At 33.0% G+C, this 25575-nt stretch carries 26 protein-coding genes and 1 pseudogene; 21 read left to right on the forward strand and 6 right to left on the reverse strand.

Annotated features, from left to right (window positions below):
• From L6Q46_RS05060 to L6Q46_RS05075, 4 genes are all read left to right on the forward strand, one after another.
• The coding region (locus tag L6Q46_RS05060) for a class I SAM-dependent methyltransferase (RefSeq protein ID WP_291283393.1) at positions 1-705 on the forward strand (705 nt) is incomplete at its 5' end.
• A 17-nt stretch (positions 706-722) separates the two neighbouring features.
• On the forward strand, positions 723-1400 hold the full coding sequence (gene trmD, locus L6Q46_RS05065) for a tRNA (guanosine(37)-N1)-methyltransferase TrmD (protein WP_291283394.1): 678 nt from the start codon (positions 723-725) through the stop codon (positions 1398-1400).
• Between the two features lie 138 nt (positions 1401-1538).
• Positions 1539-1895, forward strand: coding sequence for a 50S ribosomal protein L19 (rplS, locus tag L6Q46_RS05070; RefSeq protein WP_291283395.1), 357 nt, complete (start codon positions 1539-1541; stop codon positions 1893-1895).
• A gap of 155 nt (positions 1896-2050) precedes the next feature.
• Positions 2051-4273, forward strand: a complete 2223-nt coding sequence (locus tag L6Q46_RS05075; RefSeq protein ID WP_291283396.1) for an NADP-dependent isocitrate dehydrogenase — start codon at positions 2051-2053, stop codon at positions 4271-4273.
• 54 nt (positions 4274-4327) lie between these two features.
• Here L6Q46_RS05075 and L6Q46_RS05080 read toward each other — a convergent pair whose 3' ends face one another.
• Positions 4328-4993 (reverse strand): hypothetical protein, encoded by a 666-nt coding sequence (locus tag L6Q46_RS05080; protein WP_291283397.1) that lies wholly within the window; start codon positions 4991-4993, stop codon positions 4328-4330.
• Between the two features lie 121 nt (positions 4994-5114).
• Here L6Q46_RS05080 and L6Q46_RS05085 point away from each other — a divergent pair, with 121 nt between their 5' ends.
• The 8 genes from L6Q46_RS05085 (at position 5115) to L6Q46_RS05120 (ending at position 13783) form a co-directional block, all read left to right on the forward strand.
• On the forward strand, positions 5115-7487 hold the full coding sequence (locus tag L6Q46_RS05085; RefSeq protein ID WP_291283398.1) for a TonB-dependent receptor: 2373 nt from the start codon (positions 5115-5117) through the stop codon (positions 7485-7487).
• Between the two features lie 99 nt (positions 7488-7586).
• On the forward strand, positions 7587-8411 hold the full coding sequence (locus L6Q46_RS05090; RefSeq protein ID WP_291283399.1) for a DUF4249 family protein: 825 nt from the start codon (positions 7587-7589) through the stop codon (positions 8409-8411).
• 61 nt (positions 8412-8472) lie between these two features.
• Positions 8473-9135, forward strand: coding sequence for a thiamine diphosphokinase (locus tag L6Q46_RS05095; protein ID WP_291283400.1), 663 nt, complete (start codon positions 8473-8475; stop codon positions 9133-9135).
• Positions 9136-9224: 89 nt separating this feature from the next.
• Entirely contained in the window at positions 9225-9584 is a 360-nt protein-coding gene (locus L6Q46_RS05100; protein ID WP_291283401.1) for a four helix bundle protein, read from the forward strand.
• A gap of 79 nt (positions 9585-9663) precedes the next feature.
• Positions 9664-11652 (forward strand): excinuclease ABC subunit UvrB, encoded by a 1989-nt coding sequence (gene uvrB, locus L6Q46_RS05105; protein WP_291283402.1) that lies wholly within the window; start codon positions 9664-9666, stop codon positions 11650-11652.
• Between the two features lie 117 nt (positions 11653-11769).
• Positions 11770-12243, forward strand: a complete 474-nt coding sequence (locus L6Q46_RS05110) for a DUF4375 domain-containing protein (protein WP_111567482.1) — start codon at positions 11770-11772, stop codon at positions 12241-12243.
• Between the two features lie 100 nt (positions 12244-12343).
• A complete protein-coding gene (locus L6Q46_RS05115) occupies positions 12344-13237 on the forward strand; it encodes a DUF6252 family protein (protein ID WP_291283403.1) in 894 nt (297 codons plus the stop codon).
• Between the two features lie 108 nt (positions 13238-13345).
• Positions 13346-13783, forward strand: coding sequence for a VOC family protein (locus tag L6Q46_RS05120; RefSeq protein ID WP_291283404.1), 438 nt, complete (start codon positions 13346-13348; stop codon positions 13781-13783).
• Here L6Q46_RS05120 and L6Q46_RS05125 read toward each other — a convergent pair.
• Positions 13780-14181, reverse strand: a complete 402-nt coding sequence (locus tag L6Q46_RS05125; protein WP_291283405.1) for an excinuclease ABC subunit B — start codon at positions 14179-14181, stop codon at positions 13780-13782. The genes L6Q46_RS05120 and L6Q46_RS05125 overlap by 4 nt on opposite strands.
• Before the next feature lie 72 nt (positions 14182-14253).
• On the opposite strand from L6Q46_RS05125, the gene L6Q46_RS05130 reads away from it, so the two are divergent.
• From L6Q46_RS05130 to L6Q46_RS05145, 4 genes are all read left to right on the forward strand, one after another.
• Positions 14254-14703: a DUF1456 family protein gene (locus L6Q46_RS05130; protein ID WP_111567478.1), complete on the forward strand. Its 450-nt coding sequence runs from the start codon at positions 14254-14256 to the stop codon at positions 14701-14703.
• A gap of 128 nt (positions 14704-14831) precedes the next feature.
• Entirely contained in the window at positions 14832-15335 is a 504-nt protein-coding gene (locus L6Q46_RS05135; protein ID WP_291283406.1) for a hypothetical protein, read from the forward strand.
• 72 nt (positions 15336-15407) lie between these two features.
• Positions 15408-15971 carry a hypothetical protein gene (locus L6Q46_RS05140; RefSeq protein WP_291283407.1) on the forward strand — a complete coding sequence of 188 codons (564 nt, stop codon included), beginning with the start codon at positions 15408-15410 and terminating at the stop codon, positions 15969-15971.
• A 158-nt stretch (positions 15972-16129) separates the two neighbouring features.
• Positions 16130-16765, forward strand: coding sequence for a class I SAM-dependent methyltransferase (locus L6Q46_RS05145; protein WP_291283408.1), 636 nt, complete (start codon positions 16130-16132; stop codon positions 16763-16765).
• A gap of 24 nt (positions 16766-16789) precedes the next feature.
• Here L6Q46_RS05145 and L6Q46_RS05150 read toward each other — a convergent pair whose 3' ends face one another.
• The 4 genes and pseudogenes from L6Q46_RS05150 to prfA all read right to left on the reverse strand — a co-directional run bounded on the left by L6Q46_RS05150 (position 16790) and on the right by prfA (position 20305).
• Positions 16790-17572 (reverse strand): alpha/beta hydrolase, encoded by a 783-nt coding sequence (locus L6Q46_RS05150; RefSeq protein WP_291283409.1) that lies wholly within the window; start codon positions 17570-17572, stop codon positions 16790-16792.
• A 56-nt stretch (positions 17573-17628) separates the two neighbouring features.
• Positions 17629-18229 (reverse strand): annotated as a pseudogene (locus tag L6Q46_RS05155) (helical backbone metal receptor).
• Between the two features lie 25 nt (positions 18230-18254).
• Positions 18255-19088 carry an orotidine-5'-phosphate decarboxylase gene (pyrF, locus tag L6Q46_RS05160; RefSeq protein ID WP_291283410.1) on the reverse strand — a complete coding sequence of 278 codons (834 nt, stop codon included), beginning with the start codon at positions 19086-19088 and terminating at the stop codon, positions 18255-18257.
• A gap of 143 nt (positions 19089-19231) precedes the next feature.
• Complete coding sequence (gene prfA, locus L6Q46_RS05165) at positions 19232-20305, reverse strand: peptide chain release factor 1 (protein ID WP_026725104.1); 1074 nt, start codon at positions 20303-20305, stop codon at positions 19232-19234.
• 186 nt (positions 20306-20491) lie between these two features.
• Here prfA and L6Q46_RS05170 point away from each other — a divergent pair, with 186 nt between their 5' ends.
• From L6Q46_RS05170 to L6Q46_RS05190, 5 genes are all read left to right on the forward strand, one after another.
• A complete protein-coding gene (locus L6Q46_RS05170) occupies positions 20492-22666 on the forward strand; it encodes a TonB-dependent receptor (RefSeq protein ID WP_291283411.1) in 2175 nt (724 codons plus the stop codon).
• Positions 22667-22729: 63 nt separating this feature from the next.
• Complete coding sequence (locus tag L6Q46_RS05175) at positions 22730-23902, forward strand: PepSY-associated TM helix domain-containing protein (RefSeq protein ID WP_291283412.1); 1173 nt, start codon at positions 22730-22732, stop codon at positions 23900-23902.
• 4 nt (positions 23903-23906) lie between these two features.
• Positions 23907-24254: a DUF6686 family protein gene (locus L6Q46_RS05180; protein ID WP_291283413.1), complete on the forward strand. Its 348-nt coding sequence runs from the start codon at positions 23907-23909 to the stop codon at positions 24252-24254.
• A 116-nt stretch (positions 24255-24370) separates the two neighbouring features.
• Complete coding sequence (locus L6Q46_RS05185) at positions 24371-25318, forward strand: hypothetical protein (RefSeq protein ID WP_291283414.1); 948 nt, start codon at positions 24371-24373, stop codon at positions 25316-25318.
• 56 nt (positions 25319-25374) lie between these two features.
• A partial coding sequence (locus tag L6Q46_RS05190) for a hypothetical protein (protein WP_291283415.1) occupies positions 25375-25575 on the forward strand: 201 nt, incomplete at its 3' end.

Consider the following 25575-nt stretch of genomic DNA (forward strand, 5'->3'; position numbering starts at 1 on the left):
AAATCAACCTTAAATTCGATTGAACTAGATTTACTTGGCGATGTTTCTGGCAAAAAAGTATTGCATTTACAATGTCATTTTGGTCAAGACACGATGACTTTTTCAAGAATGGGCGCAAAAGCAACAGGTGTAGATTTATCAGACAAAGCCATTGAAAGAGCAAGAGAAATCAATAAAAAAATAGGTTTAGATGCTACTTTTGTTTGTTGCGATATTTATGATTTACCAAATCATTTAGACGAAAAATTTGATGTTGTTTTTACAAGTTATGGCACAATTGGTTGGTTTCCTGATTTGGATAAATGGGCTAAAATAGTTTCACATTTCTTAAAACCTGAAGGAAAATTTGTCTTTGCCGAATTTCATCCTGTGGTTTGGATGTTTGATAACGATTTCAAAGAAGTTTTTTATAATTATTTTAATATAGAACCTATTTTAGAGGAAGCTGAAGGAACTTACGCTAATAAAGAAGCAGCTCTCAACACAACAACTATTACATGGAATCATCCTATTTCGGAAGTTTTAAACGCTTTGATTTCAAACGGATTAGAGATTAATTGTTTTAACGAGTTTGATTATTCTCCTTATAATTGTTTCAATCAAACCGAAGAATTTGATTCCGAAGGTTCGGAAAAAAAATTCCGAATCAAACATTTAGAAAACAAAATTCCAATGGTGTATTCGCTTTCGGCAACTAAAAAATAATCTACTATCTTTGCAGCATGCGAATTGATATTATTACCGTTTTACCCGAATTAATGCGAAGTCCGTTTGAGGCTTCCATAATGAAACGTGCCATCCAAAAAGGATTGGTCGAAGTCCATTTTCACAACTTAAGAGATTACACGACGAACAAACAGCGAAGTGTAGACGATTATCAGTTTGGTGGTGGTGCTGGTATGGTAATGATGGTGCAACCTATCGATGATTGTATTTCGAAACTAAAAAGCGAGAGAACTTACGACGAAATTATTTATATGACACCTGACGGGGAAACGCTGAATCAAAAAATGGCAAATTCCATTTCGATGTACGAAAACATCATGATTTTGTGTGGACATTACAAAGGAGTAGACCAACGTGTGCGTGATATGCACATTACACGAGAAATTTCGATTGGCGATTATGTGTTGAGTGGCGGAGAAATTGGCGCTATTGTTTTTTGCGATGCGATTATTCGATTAATTCCGGGAGTTTTAAGTGATGAAACTTCGGCTTTGACGGATAGTTTTCAAGATAATTTATTGTCGCCACCTATTTATACTCGTCCTGCCGAATACAAAGGATTGAAAGTTCCGGATGTGTTATTGAGTGGGAATTTCGGAAAAATTGAAAAATGGCGTGAAGATATGGCGTATGAACATACCAAAAAAAGAAGACCTGATTTATTAGAAGAGTAAAATTAGTATCTGAAAGAAAATTATCAAGTATAATTTGTTAATTATTTAATTTATTTTCTTAAATTTGCACCCACTTTGAATCAACCTCTGGCGATAGACGTGTATGTTGCTTTGAATCAAACATTTATAATTAAAACTATGTCAAATTTAGTTGATTTCGTAAATAACGAATTAGTTGCAAAAAATGATTTCCCTGAGTTTGGTGCTGGTGATACAATCACTGTGTACTACGAAATTAAAGAGGGTGAAAAAACTAGAACTCAGTTCTTCAAAGGAGTTGTAATCCAAAGAAGAGGAGCTGGAGCTACTGAAACTTTTACAATTCGTAAAATGTCTGGATCTGTTGGTGTTGAGCGTATCTTCCCAGTTAACATGCCAGCTTTACAAAAAATTGAAGTGAACCAAAGAGGTAAAGTACGTAGAGCTCGCATCTTCTACTTTAGAGATCTTACTGGTAAAAAAGCAAAAATCAAAGAAAGAAGATACAAAAACTAATTTGTACTTTCTCAAGTATAAAAAGCCGCAACATTGTTGTGGCTTTTTTTATTGAATTTTATTCAAGATTTAAGCAAAATCGCTCCATTATTTCTTTCAAATTTTCTATATTTGGCAGATTTTACAAATTATATTCAAACAAACACATAACATTCATGTCCAATCAATCTAAAATAATGTATACCATTACGGATGAGGCGCCTATGTTGGCAACACATTCGTTTTTACCTATTGTAAAAGCCTTTACTAAACCTGCTGATATTACTATAGAAACTAGAGATATTTCATTAGCAGGCAGAATTTTAGCTAACTTTCCAGAATTCTTAAAAGAAGACCAAAAAGTAGGTGACGCGCTTACCGAACTGGGACAATTAGCAAACACTCCAGAAGCTAACATTATTAAATTACCTAACATTTCAGCTTCAGTAATTCAATTAAAAGAAGCGATTGCTGAATTACAATCTCAAGGATTCAATATTCCTAGCTACCCAGAAGAGCCACAAAACGATACTGAAAAAGAAATCAAAGCTAGATATGCTAAAGTTTTAGGTTCGGCTGTAAATCCAGTATTACGTGAAGGAAACTCAGACAGAAGAGCGCCAAAAGCGGTTAAAAACTATGCTAAGGCTAATCCTCACCGCATGGGAACTTGGGCTGCTGATAGTAAAACGGAAGTGGCTCACATGAATTCAGGTGATTTCTACGGAACAGAAAACTCTACAACTGTTGAAAAAGATGGAAAATTCAGAATCGTTTTCAATTCAGACAATGGAGCAACTACGGTTTTAAAAGATTTTTCAAATTTAAAAGCTGGAGAAATTATTGATAGTTCAGTAATGAACTTGAATGCTTTAAAACAATTTGCTAAAGCAACTATTGCTGAAGCTAAAGCGAAAAACGTAATGCTTTCTGCGCATTTAAAAGCAACCATGATGAAGGTTTCTGATCCAATTATTTTTGGAGCTATTGTTGAAACTTTCTTTACTGATGTTTATACAAAATATGCAGACTTATTCAATTCATTAGATATCAATCCAAACAACGGATTACAAGATTTATACAATAAAATTGCTGGAATTCCTCAAGAAGCTGAAATCAAACAAGCAATTGCTGATGCTTTAGCTAACGGACCAAGAGTAGCTATGGTGAATTCAGAAAAAGGAATTACTAACTTCCACGTTTCTTCTGACGTAATTGTTGATGCTTCTATGGCTGCTTTAGCAAGAAGTGGAGGAAAAATGTGGAATGCAGAAGGAAAAGAAGAAGATACAATCGCTATTATTCCAGACCGTTCTTACGCTGGTTTCTATTCGGCTTGTATTGATGAAATGAAACAAAATGGCGCTTTAGATCCTAAAACAATTGGTTCAGTACCAAATGTTGGATTAATGGCTCAAAAAGCAGAAGAATATGGTTCTCACGATAAAACATTCCAATTAAAAGAAAACGGAACAGTTAACGTGGAAGACGAAAACGGAAACGTTTTATTATCTCAAAAAGTAGAAGCAGGAGACATTTTCAGAATGTGCCAGGTAAAAGATGCTCCTATTCAGGATTGGGTTAAATTAGCGGTAAACAGAGCAAGATTATCTGATACTCCAGCTATTTTCTGGTTAGACAAAGACAGAGCGCACGATAGAGAAATCATCAAAAAAGTTGAGAAATACTTAAAAGATTACGATACAACGGGCTTAGACATTCGTATTATGGATGTAAAAGATGCTATGAAAGAAACATTACGAATCATCCGTCAAGGAAAAGATGTAATTTCAGTTTCTGGAAACGTTTTACGTGATTATTTAACTGATTTATTCCCAATTTTAGAATTAGGAACTTCGGCTAAAATGTTATCAATTGTTCCATTAATGAACGGTGGTGGATTGTTCGAAACAGGCGCTGGTGGTTCTGCTCCAAAACACGTAGAGCAATTTATTGAAGAAGGTTATTTACGTTGGGATTCGTTAGGTGAATTCTTAGCATTACAAGCTTCTTTAGAACATTTAGCACAAACACAAAACAATGCAAAAGCGCAAGTTTTAGCAGACACTTTAGATGAAGCAAATGCAAAATTCTTAGCTGAAGACAAATCACCAGCAAGAAAAGTAGGTGGAATTGATAACAGAGGTTCTCATTTCTATTTAGCTTTCTACTGGGCACAAGCTTTAGCAAACCAAACTAAAGATGCGGAATTAAAAGCAACATTTGCTCCTATTGCAGAAGCAATGACTGCTAACGAAGCTAAAATAGATGCAGAATTAATTGCAGCTCAAGGTAAAGCACAAAAAATTGAAGGTTATTATCACCCAAGTTTTGAATTAACTGAGAAAGCAATGCGTCCAAGTGAAACATTAAATACAATCTTAGCGAAATTGAACTAAGATTTTTAAACTAAATAAAAAAAGCGACTTAAAATTTAAGTCGCTTTTTTATTCTTATTTTTTTGATTCTTCTTTTATAACTACAATAGAAGCTTTAATTCCTGTAGTCAAATTCCATTCGTTTGAAGTAATTAATCTTCCAGCATCATCAAAAACACTAAAAGCTGCGGTATTTGGCCCAGATGAACCTTGATTTAAAGCAACAAAATCCAATTTATTAAAACCATCTGAAATATCAATGTAGTATTCTTTTGGAGCGGCTTCAAGCAATATTTCATAAATCAAAGTTTTATCATTTACCAATAATCGAACTCGGTCACCATCTGGATATTCGTGATCACGACAAACCACTTTAACATACTTCGTCATTAAGCGAAACTCCCCTAAAAACTGATTGGAACGATACTCTGGCTTAATTTCTTTGTCCTGATTGTTTAATTTCTTTTTTATTTCTTCACCTGGATTTTTAAATTCACTTTTTTGAACCATTACACTTTCATCACCTTTCTTCTGATTCAAAATCGAATATCTTTTTAAATAATCATCATTTTTATCAAAAATACTTTTATAGGGTAGGCTAATGGTATTTTGATTCGTTTCTACCTTTGAAGGTTCATCCCAATTCAACTTTAATTTAGCACTCTTAAAAGGATTCTCTTTTTGAGCTAAAATCGTAGTTACTTGTAGAAGAAAAATTAAAATTAGTATTCTATTTTTCATTAGTTTTAATTTGGAAAAGGTAAATTTAAAACAATTAATGATTTTTGTTTACAAATTAACATATGTTTTAAACTATTGCCTTTTTTTTTTGTGAAATTTGTTGTACAAAATCTATACCGAAATGAGGCTACAACTAAAACTTTATCTGTTTTTATTCTTTTTTTCACTTTTAGGATTCGGGCAAGAAAAAGTAACCCTAAGCGGAACTGTTTCTGATGTCAGTAATAACGAAACTTTAATTGGTGTTTCCGTCTATGTTTCCGAGTTAAATATTGGCGCTTACACAAATGAATACGGTTTTTATTCCATTACTTTACCAAAAGGAGATTACACGATTCAAATTAGTTATGTTGGATTTGAAACCATTTCTGAAAAAATAGAAATTAATCAAAATTCGAAGAAAAATTTCAGTTTAAAAGAAAGCAAACAAGAACTAAAAGAAGTTGTAATTACTGAAAACGCTTATAAAACCAACATTAAAAAACCCGAAATGAGTGTTAATAAACTGGCCATTAGCACCATTAAACAAATGCCAGTTTTAATGGGCGAAGTTGATATTATAAAATCGCTTTTATTTTTACCTGGAGTTACGAATGCTGGCGAAGGGCAATCAGGATTTAATGTTCGTGGCGGTGGCGCTGACCAAAACTTGGTTCTTTTAGATGAAGCTACGCTTTATAATACTTCACATGTTTTCGGACTGTTTTCGGTTTTTAATGCGGATGCGATTAAAGATTTAAAATTATATAAAGGCGGAATTCCTTCTCGTTTTGGAGGAAGAGCAGCATCCGTTTTAGATGTGTATCAAAAAGACGGAAATAGTAATAAATTTAGCATGAACGGAGGAATTGGATTGATTTCTAGCCGTTTATTAGCTGAAGGTCCAATTGTAAAAGATAAAGGTTCTTTCCTTGTTGCTGGAAGAGGTTCGTATGCCCATCTGTTTTTAAAATTAACTGATAATAAAAATTCGGCATACTTTTATGATTTGAATACCAAATTAAATTACAAACTTAACGAAAACAACAACTTTTACCTATCAGGTTATTTTGGACGTGATATTTTCAATTTGAGCGAGTCTTTTAGAAATATTTACGGAAATTCTACATTGAATATGAGATGGAATCATCTGTTTTCAGATAAACTTTTTTCTAACTTATCACTTATTTACAGTAACTACTTTTACGGATTAGAATTGGATTTCATTGGGTTTAATTGGGAATCTACCATCGAAAATTACAATTTGAAATATGATTTTAAATATTACGCTTCCGAAAAAACAAAGTTCAATTTTGGAGTTAATGTTACAAAATACGACATCAATCCAGGAACAATCGAACCTTTAGATGAGAATTCTTCAATCAATTACAGACAATTAGATAAAAAATATGCTTTTGAAAATGGCTTGTATGCCGATATAGAGCACAACTTAACTGATAAAATTTCAGTAATGGCAGGTTTGCGTTTTAGTTCGTTTTATCGCGTTGGAGCATCAACTATAAATTACTACGATAACAACCAACCGGTTTTGTATAATGAAGATTTAAAAATCTATGAAAAAGCAACTCCAATAAGTAGCGAATATTTTGGTTCAAATAAAAAAATTGCCGATTACTCTAATTTTGAACCTCGATTTACCATCTCGTACGAAATTGATGAAAACCAATCTGTAAAAGCGGGTTACAATCGAATGGTACAATACATGCAATTAATTTCTAATACGCAATCTCCTACTCCATTAGATGTTTGGACTCCTAGTGATAATTACATTAAACCTCAACTAGCAGACCAAATTGCAATTGGATATTTCAAAAATTTTAAAGACGGAGATTATACTTTAGAAGTGGAAACCTATTACAAAAAAGTAAAAAACCGAATCGATTATATTGATGGCGCCGATTTAATTGCCAATGAAGCCATTGAACAAGTAATTCTAAACGGAAGAATGCGCTCGTATGGTTTAGAAATGATGTTTCGTAAAAACGAAGGCCGTTTAAATGGTTGGATAGCCTACACCTTATCGCGTTCAGAACAACAAACTCCAGGAAGAACTCCCACAGAAATTGGTATCAACAACGGAAATTGGTATCGTTCAGCTTATGATAAAACACATAATTTAGCGGTTACAGGAAACTATAAATTAAATAAAAAATGGAGTTTTGGGGCTAGTTTTACCCTACAATCTGGGCAACCTGTGACATTCCCAACAGGAAAATACGTATTTGAAGGCGTAACCGTTCCTAGTTATAATTCGAGAAACGAAGACCGACTTCCTGCGTACCATCGTTTGGATATATCGGCTACGCTTACTCCTAAAAAATATGAAAATAGAAAATTCAAAGGCGAATGGGTTTTCGGAATATACAATCTTTACAGCCGTTATAATGCAGCTTCTATCACTTTCAGACAAAATGATGAAACAGGAGTTAATGAAGCTGTAAAACTATCTATCTTTGGAATTGTTCCATCGGTTTCTTATAATTTTAAATTTTAAGACTATGAAATCGCCACTAAAAAAAGTTTGCCCAAGCAAACACCAATGATTAAAAAGGCGATACCATATGTTACCAATAAAAAATAAAAACTTAAACATATGAAAAAGATTTATTTATACATTCTTTTACTATCTACAACCTTATTTACAAGTTGCGAAGAAGTCGTAAATGTAGATTTGTCAAATGCAGAACCTAAACTAGTAATTGAAGCCATTATTAAGTGGGAAAAAGGAACTACTGGAGAAAATCAGACCATAAAATTAAGCTTAACAAATGATTTTTATACCAATGACGTTCTTCCTGCAAATGGAGCAATCGTTACAGTTACGAATAGTGCTGATGTAGTTTTCAATTTTGTTCAGGTTCCAAATACTGAAAATTATGTATGTAACAACTTTCAACCAGTAATTGGTGAAACCTATCGTTTAGAAATTCTTTATGATGGTGAAATCTACACGGCATCGAATACTCTTTTTCCAACACCCGATATTCTAAATGTAACACAAGAAACCGTTGACGGAATAAGTGGTGAGGATGAAATCCAAATAAAATATTTTTATCAAGATAATGGTGTAGAAGAAAACTATTATTTGTTGCGAGTTAAAAATCCTAACAAACAAATTCCTGAATTTGGTGCTGTAAGTGATGAATTCTTTCAAGGCAATCTAATGTTTGGATTTTATGGAAGTAGCGAAACAGAACCCGGAATTACATTAGACTTAAGCGTTCAAGGAATTTCAAGAGGCTATCACGATTATATGAATAAATTAATTTCTATAGCAGGAAGTGGTTCAGGAAATCCATTTGCAACTCCGCCAGCAACTGTTAGAGGAAATATTACCAATTCAACAAATAGTAATAATTTTCCACTTGGTTATTTTCATTTATCCGAAATTGACACCGTAAATTATTTAGTACAATAAAAGACAAGAGCAGATTCAAACCTGAAACTTGAAACCTGAAACTTGAAACAAAAAAAATAAAATGTCATCACACCACATCGTTCGCGACGACCAAGAACCAGCTTTAATTATAGCTAATGGTGCTTCTTGTAGCGAAGAACTTATTGGGCAATTATTAGAATGGTCGCCTTTAGTTATTGTTTTAGATTCTGCCATCGAACGCGTTTTAGAACTTGGTATTAAAGTAGATGTTCTGTTAGGTGATTTTGACAGAGGTTTTAATCCAGAATATTATTTAGATAAACAATATCCATTAGAAATTGTTCACACACCTAATCAAGACAAAACCGATTTAGAGAAAGCCTTTGATTATCTTATTGAAAAAGGACATAAAGCGGTGAATGTAATTTGGGCAACCGGAAAACGTGCCGATCATACGATTACCAATATAACCAATATAGTAGCCTATCGAAATCAATTAAAAATAGTGGTATTAGACGATCATTCAAAAGTTTTTTTGCTACCAAATAAATACGAAAAATGGTATACAGCAAACACCACTTTATCACTTATCCCTATAGGAAAAGTATCAGGAATTATCACTAAAAACTTATTTTATCCATTAAACAATGAAGAATTAACCATAGGTTACCGAACAGGAAGTAGCAATCATGTTGCTAATGATGGTATTGTTTCTATCGAACACAAAGAAGGCGACTTGTTGTTAATGGAATGTTGGGATTAAGCAAAGTACAAAGTCAAAAATACTAAGTATAAAGTATGAAAAAAATGAGTTAATTAGTATTTTTGAATTACACTTTTAACTTCAACAACATGGAAAATAACTTAGTTGCAAGAACTCGTAAATTTGCTATTGATTGTATGATTTTATGTTCAAAATTACCAAAAACAAGAGAATATAATGCCTATGTAAACCAATTGATAAGATGTTCTGCGTCTGTTGGAGCTAATTACAGAGCTTCTCAAAGAGCTAAATCTACTCCAGATTTCATCAATAAATTAAAAATAGTTGAAGAAGAAGTAGATGAAAGCAATTACTTTTTAGATTTACTTCAAGAAGTTTCAAAAATTCAAAATGAAGATACCACCATTTTCGAACCTCTTTTAAAAGAATCTAAAGAACTTTTAGCGATTACTATTGCTAGTATTAAAACAAAAAAAGCAAATAGCTAGTTTTTTACTTTCTAATTTACTCTTTTGTCGTATCACTTTAACTAACTTTGTACCTTACACTTTACACTTTGTACTTTAAATGAAATTCCAAGTCGTATCTGATTATAAACCTACTGGTGACCAACCACAAGCCATTGAAAAACTTTCAAAAGGCATTTTAAATGGTGAAAAATACCAAACTTTATTAGGAGTTACGGGTTCTGGAAAGACATTTACTGTAGCAAATGTGGTGCAAGAAGTTCAAAAACCAACTTTAGTTTTAGCACATAACAAAACACTTGCAGCGCAATTGTATTCTGAATTCAAGCAGTTTTTTCCAAATAATTCGGTGCAATATTTCGTTTCTTACTACGATTATTATCAACCCGAAGCATTTATTCCCGTTACCGGAACTTATATTGAGAAAGATTTATCCATTAATGAAGAATTAGAAAAACTTCGTTTAAGTACTACTTCTGCCCTACTTTCTGGTCGTAGAGATATTATTGTAATTTCATCCGTTTCGTGTTTGTACGGAATTGGAAATCCAGTTGAATTCCAAAAAAACGTTATCAATTTAGAAGCAGGTCAACAAATTTCGCGTACCAAATTACTGCATCAATTAGTCCAAAGTTTATATTCGAGAACTGAAGCAGAATTTAATCCTGGAAACTTCAGAATCAAAGGTGATATTGTGGAAATTTTTCCAAGTTATGGAGATGAACCATTCCGAATTCACTTTTTTGGCGATGAAATTGAAGAAATTGAAGCATTTGACGCACGAACAGCTCAGGTTTTAGAACGTTATGAAAAACTAACGGTTTATCCCGCAAATATGTTCGTGACTTCACCAGATGTATTGCAAAACGCCATTTGGGCCATCCAACAAGATTTGGTGAAACAAGTCGATTATTTTAAAGAAATTGGCAAACATTTAGAAGCAAAACGATTAGAAGAACGAACGAATTTCGATTTAGAAATGATTAGAGAATTAGGCTATTGCTCCGGAATTGAAAATTATTCGCGCTATTTAGATGGTCGTGAGCCTGGAACCAGGCCTTTCTGTTTGCTAGATTATTTTCCAGATGATTATTTGATGGTAGTTGATGAAAGTCACGTTACGATTTCGCAAGTGCATGCTATGTATGGTGGCGATAGAAGTCGTAAAGAAAACTTAGTAGAATATGGTTTCAGATTACCTGCAGCAATGGATAATCGTCCGTTAAAGTTTGAAGAATTTGAAGCGTTGCAAAATCAAGTCGTTTATGTATCAGCAACTCCAGCAGATTATGAATTACAGAAAACAGAAGGTGTTTATGTCGAGCAAGTTATTCGTCCAACAGGATTGCTTGACCCAATTATAGAAGTTAGACCAAGCGCCAATCAAATTGATGATTTAATTGAAGAAATTCAGTTGCGATGCGAAGCCGATGAACGTGTTTTGGTTACCACATTAACCAAAAGAATGGCAGAAGAATTAGCAAAATATTTAACCAAAGTTTCGATTCGTTGTCGTTATATTCATTCTGATGTTGATACTTTGGAGCGTGTGGAAATCATGCAAGATTTACGAAAAGGTATTTTTGATGTGTTAATTGGTGTCAATTTACTTCGTGAAGGTTTAGATTTACCAGAAGTTTCATTAGTTGCGATTTTAGATGCTGATAAAGAAGGTTTTTTGAGAAGTCATCGTTCGTTAACACAAACCGTTGGTCGTGCCGCTCGAAATGTGAATGGAAAAGCCATTATGTATGCGGATAAAATTACAGCTTCAATGCAAAAAACTATTGATGAAACCACATACCGAAGAGAAAAACAAACACGCTATAATACTGAAAACAATCTGCAACCAAAAGCATTGAATAAAAGTTTAGGAAGTGCTTTAACAGGAAATTCGGTTTCAACTGGTTATTTTGAAAAAGAAGCATTAAAAGCAGCCGAACCTGAAAGTTTGTACTTATCGAAACCAGAAATAGAAAAGAAAATAAGAGACATGCGTAAATTAATGGAAAAAGCGGCAAAAGAATTAGACTTTATGCAAGCAGCCAAATTACGTGATGATATAAAGGCATTACAAGAAAAATTGTAATTTAATCTATACTTTGTCAAGCTGAACTCGTTTCAGCTTCTCAGTTAATAAATTAGGAATTTAGATTCTGAAACAAGTTCAGAATGACAAGAATATAAAACGTTAATCAAGAAACACATGAGCAAAATTGAAAACATTCTAAAATTAGAAGACGAAATCAAAATCATTGAAGCTATTGGAGAAATCATTTGGCAGAAAAAAGAAGAAACAGAAGATTTCTCTTCATTAACCGATGAAGAAAAAGTATTCGTTTTTGTAGATTTATTTGAAGGCGCTATGGGAGAAGGCGGTTTTCAATTTTTCTTTAGTTCAGAAGCAGGAGATTTTGCTGAAGAAGTTATCACATCATACAAAGAAATTAAAGCGTTTAAAACAGCGGAATTGATTTCGAAAGCATTAGGTTTATTTCCTGCTAAAACCTATTCGCCTGACGTAGAAAAAAGAATAGCATTCATTGAAAAAGCAGACGAAAACATCATTTCTGGTTGGGAAGACCTTGACGAATTATTCTTTGAAGACGAAACCGAAGAAGACATCGTTACATTAATCGTAGATTACATTAAAGCCAACGAAAATCAGTTTGGAAATTAAATTCTAAATGAAATAGTAGAAAAGGTTACTTGAATTAAAAATTTGCAAGATAAATCCTAATTTTTTACTTTTATCAAAATCAATTATTACAAATTACAAAATGAAAAAAATTATTTCTCTTATCGCTTGTTTTATAATACTTACCTCATGTTCAAGCGACTCTTCTTCTGAAGAAAATTCATTAACTGGTTCTATTACCGCTACAATTGATGGACAAAATTGGCGCTCTAACATAGCAATTGCAGCAGTTCAATCTGTTAACTTTGATGAAATCAACGGTAGTGTACTTCAAATTATGGGTACAGCTTCAAACGCTTCATCGTTAGCAATTAATATTCCTTTACAGAATTTATCAGTAGGAACTTATACTTATAATGGATTTGATGCTGAAGGAAATTTGAGTTATAACACCATGGATGACTTGTATAGTTCTGATGAAACAGATGGAACATTTACATTAACAATCAGTTCTTATAACATTGCCAATGGAACAATTTCAGGAACTTTTAGCGGAACTTTAATTGGTTTTGACACTGCAACAGAAGTATCCGTTACTAACGGTACTTTTAGTAACATTACAGTTATTAGCCAACAATTATATTCTAACGGAAGCATGTCATTGAAATTGAATAGTGGCAGTGTTTTCAATATGGATACAGATAATAGTGATGGAAAGTACTTGATGATTCAACAAGTTAGCGAAGCTAATAAAATAGTGGTATACGGATACAATACAAATCTAGGTGCTGATTACGGTATTTATTCTATAATGATTCCTGAAAATGCAACCGTTGGCTCACATACTATTGATGGGAACAATTATGATGCTGGATTCAATAATAACTCAAATATTGACTATACAACAACTGGTGGTACTATAAACATTACATCTCATTCTGGAAATACAATTGTAGGTACTTTTAATTTTACTGCAACAGGAAATTCTCAAACCATGACTATTTCGCAAGGTAATTTTAGCATTACCTACAACTAAAAAAAAAGAGAGTGCTAGTTCACTCTCTTTTTTTATATTTCAATGTGGTGAAAATATAGTTCAAATATTTTTTGTACTTTTAAGTAATCATTCATTAAACAAAAAAGTATGGCAACAGTAAACGTATATCTTACCTTTAATGGTAATACAGAAGAAGCTTTTAATTTTTACAAATCGGTTTTTGGTGGCGAATTTACCTATATGGGTAGATTTAAAGACATGCCAGCCGATGAAAATTGTCCACCTCCTAACGAAGAAGAAGGCAATCGCATTATGCATGTAAGTTTACCAATTAGTAAAGAAACCATTTTAATGGCGAGTGATAGTACTTCGTTTAGTGGCGATGTTACTTTTGGAAATAATTTCTCCGTATCTATCAATACAGACAGTAAAGAAGAAGCTGATAAATTGTTCAACGGACTTTCGGCTGGCGGAAACATTATTATGCCAATGGAAAAAACATTCTGGGGAGCTTATTTTGGAATGTTTACCGATAAATTTGGTGTAAATTGGATGGTAAATTTCGACGAAGTTCCAGCAAATTAATTATGCTGCTCGGTAAAAACCGATAATAAAACATCTCCCTCGACCATTCGGTTTGGGGAGTTTTTCATTAAATTCAATACGCGTTTCATCGCATACGGATTCAATCCCATGTTGATTCCAATTTCGTTGATTTTAATTTGTTCAGCTTCGTGCAAAACACCATCGCAATGCATTAATAACGCCAAACGATAAAACTGACAAATTCTATGAAACTCATCTTTTATTACGGTAACTTCACCTCTGTTCTCAAATAATTTATGAAAAACAGGTTTTTCTATTTCCAATTCCATGGCTACCATTTCTAAAAAATCGTACTCTCTATCGTGCAATTCACCATCGATTAAAGCAAAAGCAATCATCTCTTGTAACAGACTTAATTTTTCTTGGTAACTATCCATACATTATTTCTTTGCGGTAAAAATAAGAAATCTTAATTTAAATGGATATCTTTGACCTAATATTTTATACAAATGAATAACAACGATATTTTTAAAAAGTTACGCGTAGCGTTGCAATTACGTGATGACCAAATTATTGAAATTTTAAACTTGGTTAATTTTAGAGTTTCAAAAGGCGAATTAGCGAACGTATTTAGAAGCGAAGACCATCCCAATTTTATGGAATGTGGCGACCAATTATTGCGTAATTTCTTAAACGGATTAGTTATTCATTTGCGAGGAACTAAAGAAGATCCTAAAAACCCAAAAGAAGTTTTAGACCAAATAGCAAAAAACAAAGCACCACTTTACAAAGAAGACAAAAAGCCCGATTTTAAAAAAGAAGGCGAGAAAAAACCTTTTAAACCAAAAGGCGCTCCTGCTAAAAAACCATTTGGACAAGGCAAACCTTCCGACAAAAAACAAAAACCCGAAAGCCCTGTAGAACGTTTTAAATTTAACTCAGGCAAGAATAAAAAATAAATAGAATCCTCAAGCAATTGGGGATTTTTTTGTAGAAATTTGTAACTAATTTTTTATATTTGAGAAAGCGTAACTTAGTAGGACATATAAACAAGTTAGCAGCAATCTTAACTAACATTTATCTTTATATGAAGTTTTTAAAGAAAAATCATTTAGCTATTATAAGCATAGTTTCTATTTTATTTGTGATTATATCATGGTTTGCAACATATCACAACCTTAAGGATTATAGTGCTGAATGCAGAGGAACATTTGGTGATATGTTTGGCGGAATTAATGCGCTATTTTCTGGACTCGCATTTTGCGGAATTATTATAACAATATTATTACAAAGTTCTGAACTAAAAATGCAAAGACAAGAAATCCAAGAGAACAGAAAAGAACTTGTGAGAACCACCAAAGTTCAAGAGCAACAAAGCATATCTTTAAATAAACAAGCTGAAAATTTAAAAATATCTGCTAAACTTTCTGCTTTAAATACTTTGGTAAATTATTACACCGAAAAAGCAAAAATTGATCAAAATTTGCCAAGAGGTATGGGTATAGGTTTTGGAAAAAATGATGAAAATTTTAAGAAAGCCGAAAAATACTTAGCTCAAATTGAAGAAATTTTAAATCGTAAAAATGTATAAAAACTTCTTGAAACAGCTGTTTTGCAAGATTGCGAATTTTACAGTAAAAACAAATAAGTTAGAACACTTTTAATGAAAAACATTTTTATTAAAAATAAACAACAATATCATTTTTCAGAAAGTGATAAGAGAAAAGAAAATTCAATTTTAATTTGGAAAGGAATTCTTGGCTTATTTGGCTGTTTATGCTTCTTTTATTCATTAAGACAATGTAACCTTTTTGTTATAATTGGTTTAGATTTCATACTTAAATTGTTTACGGTAATAGGATTAATTTTTACAATATTATTATACAAAATTGATAAAGTATATAAAAAAAATGATTATTCATTCATAGAAATTTATTTTCAGAAATTTTTCACTTATGGCTCTATTTTCTTAGCAGTTTTCATTTTCACAAATGAACATTTATCAAAAAGTAAAGAATATGAAATTACTACATTAATACTTGAAAAAAAGGAGGGCAAAAACAGAGGCGCAAATGAAATTACAGTAAAAATTGGAGTAAACCATACTGTTATTAACGTACATAAATATAATTTTGAAAAAATAAAGAAATCAAACTACGCTAAAATTAAATTAAAAAACGGATATTGGGATAAACTATTAATTCTTGACACTAAGTTATTGGAATAAACAGAAACTACTATTAACAGTCGTTTTACAAAATTGCTAATTTTACAGTAAATACAAATTTACATTTCACAAGAAATTTAATCTTTAACAGAAAAACAATCGCTTCCAAAGCTCACAGCTTACGCCAACCCCTAAACCGCCCCAACACATTTAAAACAATGGACAGAAATAGAGAAACATTTGACACTTGGAATAACATCGCTTCGCTGTACCAAGACAAGTTTATGAATTTAGACTTGTATAATGACACCTATGACTTTATCTGTAAGGCTATTGCAATGCCTAATGCAAAATTGTTAGAAATTGGTTGTGGTCCTGGAAATATTACGAAATATCTTTTATCGCAAAGACCTGACTTTGACATTTTCGGAATTGATATTGCTCCGAATATGATTGAACTTGCTAAAAAAAATAATCCAACAGCCAATTTCGCGGTAATGGATAGCCGAGAAATCAAAAATCTTGACAAAAAATATGACGGAATTATCGTTGGATTTTGTTTACCCTATTTATCACCAACAGAAAGCAACGAACTAATTTCAAGCTCTTACGATTTATTAAACGAAAACGGACTTCTATATTTGAGTTTCGTAGAAGGAAATCCTGAAGAATCTGATTTTAAAGTTGGTAGTGGTGGACGAGTTTACTTTCATTATCATAATTTAGATGACTTAATTACGCAACTCAAGAAATCTAATTTTGACCAACTAGAAATCTTTAAAGTGAAGTATAAAACATCTGAAACAGAATTTGATATACATACAATACTAACAGCAAAAAAGAAAACCTTCTAAAAAGTCGAAAAAACTTAAATTTACCTACCTTTTCTTCAAATACCCAATCACCGTTTCATTAAAAATAACGGGTTGTTCAACATTTACCACATGTCCACAATTTTGGATGATAAAAAGTTCAGCGGTTTTAACATGATTGGCAACGACTTGCTTTACCGAAGGTAAAAACATATAATCCTCTTCGCCCATAACATATAAAGTTGGTATATTCAATTCTTTTTGTCGGAACCAACGTAAAACGGGATTAATTTCAGCCGTAAGTTTGAACCATTTGATGAATTCTTTTTGGTACAATTTCTTGGCTTCGTTAATGAACAATAAACGCGATTGTTTGTGATTCTTTTTAGGCATAATCACAAAGGCAAAAAACTTATACAATACCAAATATGGCAACACATATTTAAACGTATTTCCCAATCGCATTAAGACTTGCGAACGGAAATTCATTTTTAAAATGGCGCCACCTAAAATCATGCTTTTTACGCGTTCAGGATGCATTTCTGCTAATTGACGAATAACGATGGAACCTAAAGAAATCCCAACAAAATGAGAACTTTCAATCTTTAAAAAATCGATTACCTCAACAATATCTTCCGCAATAGCTTTAAATGTATATTTCTGTTTGAGTGCCGATTTTAATTGGTCTTTTGAATTTCCATGACCGCGCAAATCCAATAACAATACATTAAAATGCTTCTGAAAATCACGAATTTGCTTGAACCAAATAGAAGAACTGCCTCCTGCTCCATGAACAAAAGTCACCCATTCGGTACTGGTTTCGTTTTTATAAATTGTGTAGGAAATCAAAATTCAAATTTTGCCAAATGTACTGCTTTTCAACCTATTTAGTTGTTGAACAATTTTTAAATTTTGGAATGTAATAATTTGAAATAATCAAAGGCTTTCAACAAACGGCTACCGTACCAAGAAAACATTTCGCCATCGACAAAAACCGTTTTGGCATGATGCGTAAAGATTGGCCCAAATAAAATAAGCAGCTTTCTTTACTGGTTTATCTTTGATAAATTGCTGAAAATCTTGGTAAGTAAAATTGATTTTATCTATCCATTTCCTAGCGTCAGTTCGTTTATTGAAGAGTTGACCAAAATCTTGAATCATTTGTAAATTGTCTTCTATCGTGAGAATATCGGTTACCCAAACGGGACAGATTTGCGATAATTCTTCTACGATTTCTTTAGTGTTTTCCTCTTTATTACAAATGATAATATCAGGCTGAAGTGCTTTTATTTTATCAAATTTGATGGTTTTAGTTCCACCAACAATCGACTTTGTCGCTTTAAAATGAAACGGATGCACACAGAATTTAGTAATACCAACAATGTTATCTTCCAAACCTAAATCGTACAACAATTCGGTTTGCGAAGGCACTAACGAAACGATTCGTAAAGGTGTTTTTTCGAAAGTGTGTTGGGTTCCTAATTGGTCAATAAATATTTGTTTCACGTTTCAAGTTATTTTAGTTTTCAAATTAAACTTGAAACTTGGAACTTGAAACCAAAATCTCCTCCATCTCTTGTTGCAACTTCAACGCTTCTTCCCTAGCCTTTTCAGCGAAATCCATTCCGTTTGAAGCGTAAATAATTCCTCTTGAAGAATTGATTAACAAACCAACGTTAGCGTTCATTCCGTATTTGCAAACCTCAGCTAAACTTCCGCCTTGAGCGCCAACTCCTGGAACTAATAAGAAACTATCAGGAACAATTTTTCGGATTTCTGTGAAATATTCGGCTTTAGTTGCGCCAACTACATACATCAAATTATGAGCGTTTTTCCAAGATTTTGAAGTTTCTAAAACTACTTTATACAGTTCTTTTCCTTCTACATTTTGCGTTTGAAAATCAAAAGCACCTTCATTTGAAGTTAACGCCAACATAATCGTGTGCTTATCCTCAAAAGCTAAAAACGGCTCTACCGAATCTTTTCCCATATAAGGAGCAACAGTTACCGAATCAAAATCTAAATCGTTGAAAAAAGCGCGGGCATACATCGAAGAAGTATTACCAATATCGCCACGTTTTGCATCTGCAATGGTAAAGATTTCTGGATATTTCTCGTTGATGTAATTGATCGTTTTTTCTAACGATTGCCAACCTTTAATTCCGTAAGCTTCATAAAATGCAGTGTTTGGTTTATAAGACACGCACAAATCGTGCGTAGCATCAATAATCGATTTGTTGAATTCGAAAATAGGATCTTCGGTTTGCAATAAATGCTCGGGAATTTTATTCAAATCGACATCCAAACCTATGCAAAGAAATGATTTTTTAGTTCGGATTTGGGTAATTAGTTGTTCAGTAGTCATTGTGTTGTTGTTGGTTGTTTAAACGCAAAGTTCGCAAAGTTTTTCGCAATCCCGAAGTTTCGGGACGCAAAGTTTTAAAAAAAATGCCAAACAAATTATTGTTTAGCATCTTTTCTCTATGTTCTAGCTTCTATTTTCTTCATTTAGAAAACTTCGCTTTCTTTTAGTTTTTCGGTATTGGCTACCAATTGTAATTCTTCAATCATTTTGTGAAGATTTCCGTTCATGAAACCATCTAAATCGAAAATACTTAAACCAATTCTATGATCGGTAATTCTACCTTGTGCATAGTTGTAAGTACGAATTTTAGCCGAACGGTCACCCGAACTTACCTGAGAATTACGTTTTTTCGCATCTTCTTCTTGTTTTTTGGCCAATTCCATTTCGTACAAACGCGAACGTAAAACTGTTAACGCTTTGTCTTTGTTTTTATGTTGCGATTTCTCGTCCTGACATTGCGCGACCAAACCTGTTGGAATGTGCGTCATACGAACCGCTGATTTCGTAGTATTTACCGATTGACCTCCAGGACCAGACGAACAGAAAAAGTCGATACGAACGTCGTTCATGTCGATTTGTACGTCAAATTCCTCTGCTTCTGGCAACACCATTACGGTTGCTGCTGAAGTGTGCACACGACCTTGCGTTTCGGTTTGTGGTACACGTTGTACACGGTGTACTCCTGCTTCGTATTTTAAAGTTCCGTAAACATCTTCACCTGTAACTTCAAAAATCACCTCTTTAAAACCTCCAGAAGTTCCTTCACTTACATCTACTACAGACGTTCTCCAACCTTTAGAATCGCAATATTTGGTGTACATACGGTACAAATCTCCAGCAAAGATAGAAGCCTCATCACCTCCAGTACCAGCACGGATTTCCACCATAACGTTTTTCGCATCTTCTGGATCTTTAGGAATCAACATATATTTGATTTCGTCTTCTAGCTGAGGCAAACGTTCTTTAGCTTCGTCTAATTGCATTTTAGCCATTTCTACCATTTCGGCATCCGAACCATCAGCAATAATTTCGTTAGCTTCCTTAATATTTCCGTCAAGATTAATGTATTCTTCACGTTTATCTACTAAAGCTTTAAGGTCTTTGTATTCTTTATTTAATTGTACATAACGCTTTTGATCGGCAATTACATCAGGCTGAATAATCAAATCTGATACTTCGTCAAAACGTTGTTTTACATATTGTAATCTATCTAACATAGCTGTTATTTATTTTGGAGTGCAAAGTTACAATTTTAGTTGAAAGTTTAAAAGTTTCTGTGTTTAAAAGTTTTGTCTTCAAAATCAACACATTAAAAATATTATTTAAAATAAGTCTAAATAAATTTTGTTGTTTCGTTTCGACTTAATATTTTTGCTTTATTATTTTAATTAAATCTAAATAAAATGAATAAAATAGTATTATCAACACTTTTATTGTCATCGCTACTTGGTTTTAGTCAAGAAAAAGTGGATTCAACTAAAGTTTTAAAAGAAGTTACCGTTGAAGGCTTAAGAGAAAACAAATACAAAAAAGAAAGCAGTACAACCGTTTCTAAAATGCCTTTAAAGGATATTGAAAATCCACAAGTGTACAATTCTATTCCAGCTAATCTTTTAAAAGAGCAAGTAGTAACCAACTTTAACGAAGCACTTAAAAACGCTACAGGTGTAACCCGACTTTGGGAATCTACAGGTCGTAATGGCGATGGTGCAGAATATTATTCAATGCGTGGTTTTGCCGTTCAACCTTCAATGGTAAATGGTTTACCCGCTTTAACGAATACTACAATTGATCCAATTAACATCGATAACATCGAAGTCATCAAAGGTCCTTCAGGAACATTATTTGGAAGTAGCGTGATTTCGTATGGTGGTTTAATCAACGTAGTAACTAAAAAACCGCATCAGCAATTTGGTGGAGAAATCAGCTATAACAACGGAACCTATGGAAGCAATCGTGTTACTGCTGATGTTAATCTTCCGCTTAATGATAAAGCTGCGGTTCGTGTAAATTCGGCTTACACCACAGAAGAATCATTTCAAGATGCAGGATTTTCAAACTCATTCTTTTTAGCGCCTTCTTTAAAATATGAGGTTAGTGATAAATTGACTTTCTTAGTAAACACAGAATTTTACAAAAATACCTCAGCAAAAGCGAGTATGATTTTCTTGAGTCGCTACTCACCGCTTTCATTTGATTCAATGGAGTTGTTTGACAAAAACTACAAAAAATCTTTTACTTCAAATGATTTAACCATGAACAACAATTCGTTCAACATGCAAATGCAAGCGTTGTATAAGTTATCGAACAATTGGACTTCGCAAACGGTTTTATCTAAAAGTTCAACCAAAACAAATGGTTACTATCAGTATTTATGGGATTCTGCTAATGGTGATGAATTCACAAGATTCATTTCTAAAGCCGATGGAACGTTTTACACTACCGATATCCAACAAAATTTCATTGGAGATTTCAAAATCGGAAACATGAGAAATCGTTTAGTAGCTGGATTGGATTATTACAATTCGAGATTATTGAATGGAGGAACGGGCTGGGCAGGTTATGGAGTTGTATCGTTAGTTAATGGAACCGATACAAACGGTGTTGATTTAGGTGGTAATCCAATCCCAACAGTTTTAACACAAGCCGGTGTAGATAATGCCATTGGAAGTTTTGCCGGAAATACAGAAGCCAACCAAGAAATCATGAGTGCATACGTTTCTGATGTATTGAATGTTACCAATAAATTATCCGTAATGGCAAGTTTACGTTTGGACTATTTCGACGGAAAAACTTCGCAATATGATGGTATTGAAACAGAAGGTCAAGTTGCTTTATCTCCAAAATTTGGTGCCGTATATCAAATAGTAGAAAACAAAGTATCAGTTTTTGGAAATTATATGAATGGATTTAAAAATGTAGCTCCAACAACGGTTGCCGATTTAGATGGAAGCAATCCAAGAATCAAAGAATTCGATCCAGAACAAGCGAACCAGTTTGAAGTAGGTTTAAAAACAAGTTTGTACAAAGATATTATTTCGGCTTCGGTGAGTTATTATGACATTAGAGTGAAAGACCGCGTAATTACTGATCCAAACAACATCAATAACTCGATTCAAGGTGGTGAAGTTGAAAGCAAAGGTGTTGAAGTAAGCATCGTTGCCAATCCAATTAAAGGATTAAACGTTATTGCAGGTTTTAGTCATAATGATGCTGAAGTTACAAAAGAATCTCCTGGCGATGGTTATTTAGGCTTACGTCCAGAAGAAGCGGGTCCAGAAACTTTAGTGAATTTATGGGCAAATTATACGGTAACAGAAGGACAATTAAAAGGTTTCGGAATTGGTTTTGGTGGTAACTACGCCAGCGAATACAAAACCTTAAACAGAGCCAACACAGGAACTTTCGCCTTACCTGATTACACGGTTTTAAATTCGGCTGTATCGTATGACAACGACAAGTTTAATGTGACATTAAAATTGAATAATATGTTGAATGAGAAATATTATTCGGGTTGGTCAACCGTTACGCCACAACGTTTACGCAGCATTACCGCTGGTGTTACTTATAAATTTTAGTTTATTTTCTGTTTAGTTTAAAGTAAGCTCCTCATTTCGGTGGGGAGTTTTTATCGTAATCACATGCAAAAATCAAGTTTCAAAAAAGGCATTCGAAAATTACACCTTTGGTTAGGTTTATCAACAGGTTTAATCGTTTTTATCATTTCGATTACGGGTGCGATTTATGTTTTTCAGGAAGAAATCACCAATTATCTTCGAAAAGATGCTATTTATCATCACGAAGCAAATATTGCCAACAAACAACCGCTTTCGCTTAAAGTGTTAGAGCAAAAAGTAGATGCGTTTACTAATGAAAAATATCCAATTCACTGGGTAACCGTTCCTATTGATAAAAGCCGAAGCTACATTTTCTATTACTACGAAAGAAATCCGGAAGGTTGGAATTTTTACGAAGAATATGTAGTTTATAAATCGGTTTATGTGAATCCGTTTACGGGCGAAATTCGTGGTGTTTATGATGAAACTTTAGATTTTTTCAACATCATCAAATCCATTCACTTCAGTTTTATGCTGAAAACCGATTGGGGAACGTATGTATGCGGAATTCCAACACTGATTTTTGTTTTCATGTTGATTTCGGGTATTATTTTATGGTGGCCTAAAAACAAAAACGCCAGAAAACAACGCTTTGCTTTCAATTGGAAAAACGTAAAAAGTTGGAAACGTAAAAACTACGATTTGCACAATATCTTAGGATTTTACGTGTCGTCATTAGCTTTTGTGGTTGCCTTCACGGGATTATTCTATGCTTTTTTCTTCATTCAAGCTATTTTATACTTTGTATTTTCGGGCGGAAGCACTACATATCCTGATTTTTCGCACATTCAAACCAAAGCTCCAATCGAAATGCGAGATGAACACACGTTAGATAAAATTGGTAAAAAAGTCGAAGAATTATATCCTGATGCGTTTCAATACAGTTTGGATTTTGGTTACGAACATTTAGACGATCACGAACATCCGAATTATGATGTGTTTGTGAAGCAACTCTCCTACTCGTATCATGTGAATCACAGTTTGATTTTTGATGAAAATTCGGGAGAATTATTGCACCAACATTCGCATCATGATAAAAACTTGGGCGAAAAAGCAGTTGCTGCAAATTACGATATTCATATTGGCGCAATTTTCGGAATTTGGAGCAAGATTTTAGCGTTGATTATTAGTTTAGTTTGCGCGTCATTACCAGTTACAGGATTCTTTATTTGGTGGGGAAAACGAAATAAAAAATAAAACGATGTGTTGCAATTATTCCATTTTAAAACAAACCCAAAACGGCATGCTGATTTTCTTGAAAGGTTGTGGCAATTACCAATTAACCTTCAACAACCTCAACTTTAGCCTTACCGAAGACGAATTAATTGCGTTTGCAAACTACTTAAAACGTATTGATATCGACTATTGGGAAAAGGAATACGAACACTCCATTTACAAAAAGAAAATCCCAATACCAACGTTGCAAAGCAATTTTATTATTCTCATTAACCGATTGGAATTGTACGAATTACTAATACTCCTCAACTTCGAAAACACAGACGAAATATTAAGTTATAACGATTTAAAAAACGGGATAATTTGGAATTGATAAAATTAGGTTCACGAAAGTGAGCCTTTTTTGTTTTTAAAAGTTGTAAATATTTTATTATATTTGATTTCGTAAAAAAATAAACAAAACAAAAACATGCAAAACTTTCGCCTATCTTGCCAATAAGGCATGATACTAGTTCGAAAGTTTCGCATATAAACGAGTTAGCTGATATTTTAAACTACACCATGGAAAAAAACACTACTGAAACTCAAAATTTAAAATGCGGTATAATTATGCCTATATCATCAATTGATGGTTGTTCTGAAAGTCATTGGTCTGATGTTATGGAAATAATTTCGTCTTGTGTTCAAGAAGCTGGATTTGATTCAAATATCGTTAGTAATGCAGATGATGTTGGTGTAATTCACAAAAGAATTGTTCAAAATTTATATGATAATCCTATAGTAATCTGCGATGTAAGTTGTAGAAATCCAAATGTTATGTTTGAGTTAGGAATGCGCTTAGCCTTTGATAAACCTACTATAATTATAAAGGATGACAAAACACCATATAGCTTTGACACTTCTTCAATTGAACATATTGAATATCCGAGAGATTTGAGATTTAATAAAATTAAAGAATTTAAAATTAAACTAACAGAAAAGATTAAAAGTACTCATAAAAAAGCATCTGAAGACCCTAATTTCAGTACTTTTTTGAAAAACTTTGGAGAGTTTAAGGTGGCAAAAATTGACACGAAAGAAGTTTCTCAACAAGAATTTATAATGGATGAAATTAAAAGTTTAAGAAGATTAATTTTATCAAACAACATTTCTTCTAAAAGGAGAAATGATATTGGTTTATTTCATTACGATAGTATTGAAGATAAAGATATAGTTGATATTTGCTTAGAAGGCTTGTGTACATTTGAAACTCTTGAAAAATCATTGAATCGTATTTTATCATTCCCTGGAGTTATAACTGCTGAAATAGACAATCGCGGAGAAGAACATTTTCATCTAATTTTAAAAATAAACTCGAAATATAGTAAAGATGAAATTGAAGATGAAGTGAGAAAATATTTATCTCGAAGAAGATATTCATCAAAAAACATCAGCTAACAGCGGTTTGCTTCAATGACTACTTCCGGATTTTCCTGCGGAAAATCCGCTGCTGAATGGAATGTTTTGTTATATTTGTAATGGCTTGGTGTTGGTACAACGCCACTGAGAGCAAGCCACAGAACGTTAAAAAAGCTGTTTATGGCTACTCGCCATTTTTAAAGTATAAAGAAAAAAATCCCGATTCCCCTCGGGATTTCCTCTTTAATCCATTCTCCATTCTCTTACCTCTTAAAAAAATCTTTTCAACCTACCAT

The sequence above is a fragment of the Flavobacterium sp. genome (assembly GCF_023151265.1).
Classification (GTDB): domain Bacteria; phylum Bacteroidota; class Bacteroidia; order Flavobacteriales; family Flavobacteriaceae; genus Flavobacterium.

Bases quoted from the DNA above. Each gene is read 5' to 3' on its own strand.
- trmD (WP_291283394.1), top strand. From the start codon at position 723: ATGCGAATTGATATTATTACCGTTTTACCCGAATTAATGCGAAGTCCG.
- rplS (WP_291283395.1), top strand. From the start codon at position 1,539: ATGTCAAATTTAGTTGATTTCGTAAATAACGAATTAGTTGCAAAAAAT.
- L6Q46_RS05075 (WP_291283396.1), top strand. From the start codon at position 2,051: ATGTCCAATCAATCTAAAATAATGTATACCATTACGGATGAGGCGCCT.
- L6Q46_RS05080 (WP_291283397.1), bottom strand. From the start codon at position 4,993: ATGAAAAATAGAATACTAATTTTAATTTTTCTTCTACAAGTAACTACG.
- L6Q46_RS05085 (WP_291283398.1), top strand. From the start codon at position 5,115: ATGAGGCTACAACTAAAACTTTATCTGTTTTTATTCTTTTTTTCACTT.
- L6Q46_RS05090 (WP_291283399.1), top strand. From the start codon at position 7,587: ATGAAAAAGATTTATTTATACATTCTTTTACTATCTACAACCTTATTT.
- L6Q46_RS05095 (WP_291283400.1), top strand. From the start codon at position 8,473: ATGTCATCACACCACATCGTTCGCGACGACCAAGAACCAGCTTTAATT.
- L6Q46_RS05100 (WP_291283401.1), top strand. From the start codon at position 9,225: ATGGAAAATAACTTAGTTGCAAGAACTCGTAAATTTGCTATTGATTGT.
- uvrB (WP_291283402.1), top strand. From the start codon at position 9,664: ATGAAATTCCAAGTCGTATCTGATTATAAACCTACTGGTGACCAACCA.
- L6Q46_RS05110 (WP_111567482.1), top strand. From the start codon at position 11,770: ATGAGCAAAATTGAAAACATTCTAAAATTAGAAGACGAAATCAAAATC.
- L6Q46_RS05115 (WP_291283403.1), top strand. From the start codon at position 12,344: ATGAAAAAAATTATTTCTCTTATCGCTTGTTTTATAATACTTACCTCA.
- L6Q46_RS05120 (WP_291283404.1), top strand. From the start codon at position 13,346: ATGGCAACAGTAAACGTATATCTTACCTTTAATGGTAATACAGAAGAA.
- L6Q46_RS05125 (WP_291283405.1), bottom strand. From the start codon at position 14,181: ATGGATAGTTACCAAGAAAAATTAAGTCTGTTACAAGAGATGATTGCT.
- L6Q46_RS05130 (WP_111567478.1), top strand. From the start codon at position 14,254: ATGAATAACAACGATATTTTTAAAAAGTTACGCGTAGCGTTGCAATTA.
- L6Q46_RS05135 (WP_291283406.1), top strand. From the start codon at position 14,832: ATGAAGTTTTTAAAGAAAAATCATTTAGCTATTATAAGCATAGTTTCT.
- L6Q46_RS05140 (WP_291283407.1), top strand. From the start codon at position 15,408: ATGAAAAACATTTTTATTAAAAATAAACAACAATATCATTTTTCAGAA.
- L6Q46_RS05145 (WP_291283408.1), top strand. From the start codon at position 16,130: ATGGACAGAAATAGAGAAACATTTGACACTTGGAATAACATCGCTTCG.
- pyrF (WP_291283410.1), bottom strand. From the start codon at position 19,088: ATGACTACTGAACAACTAATTACCCAAATCCGAACTAAAAAATCATTT.
- prfA (WP_026725104.1), bottom strand. From the start codon at position 20,305: ATGTTAGATAGATTACAATATGTAAAACAACGTTTTGACGAAGTATCA.
- L6Q46_RS05170 (WP_291283411.1), top strand. From the start codon at position 20,492: ATGAATAAAATAGTATTATCAACACTTTTATTGTCATCGCTACTTGGT.
- L6Q46_RS05175 (WP_291283412.1), top strand. From the start codon at position 22,730: ATGCAAAAATCAAGTTTCAAAAAAGGCATTCGAAAATTACACCTTTGG.
- L6Q46_RS05180 (WP_291283413.1), top strand. From the start codon at position 23,907: ATGTGTTGCAATTATTCCATTTTAAAACAAACCCAAAACGGCATGCTG.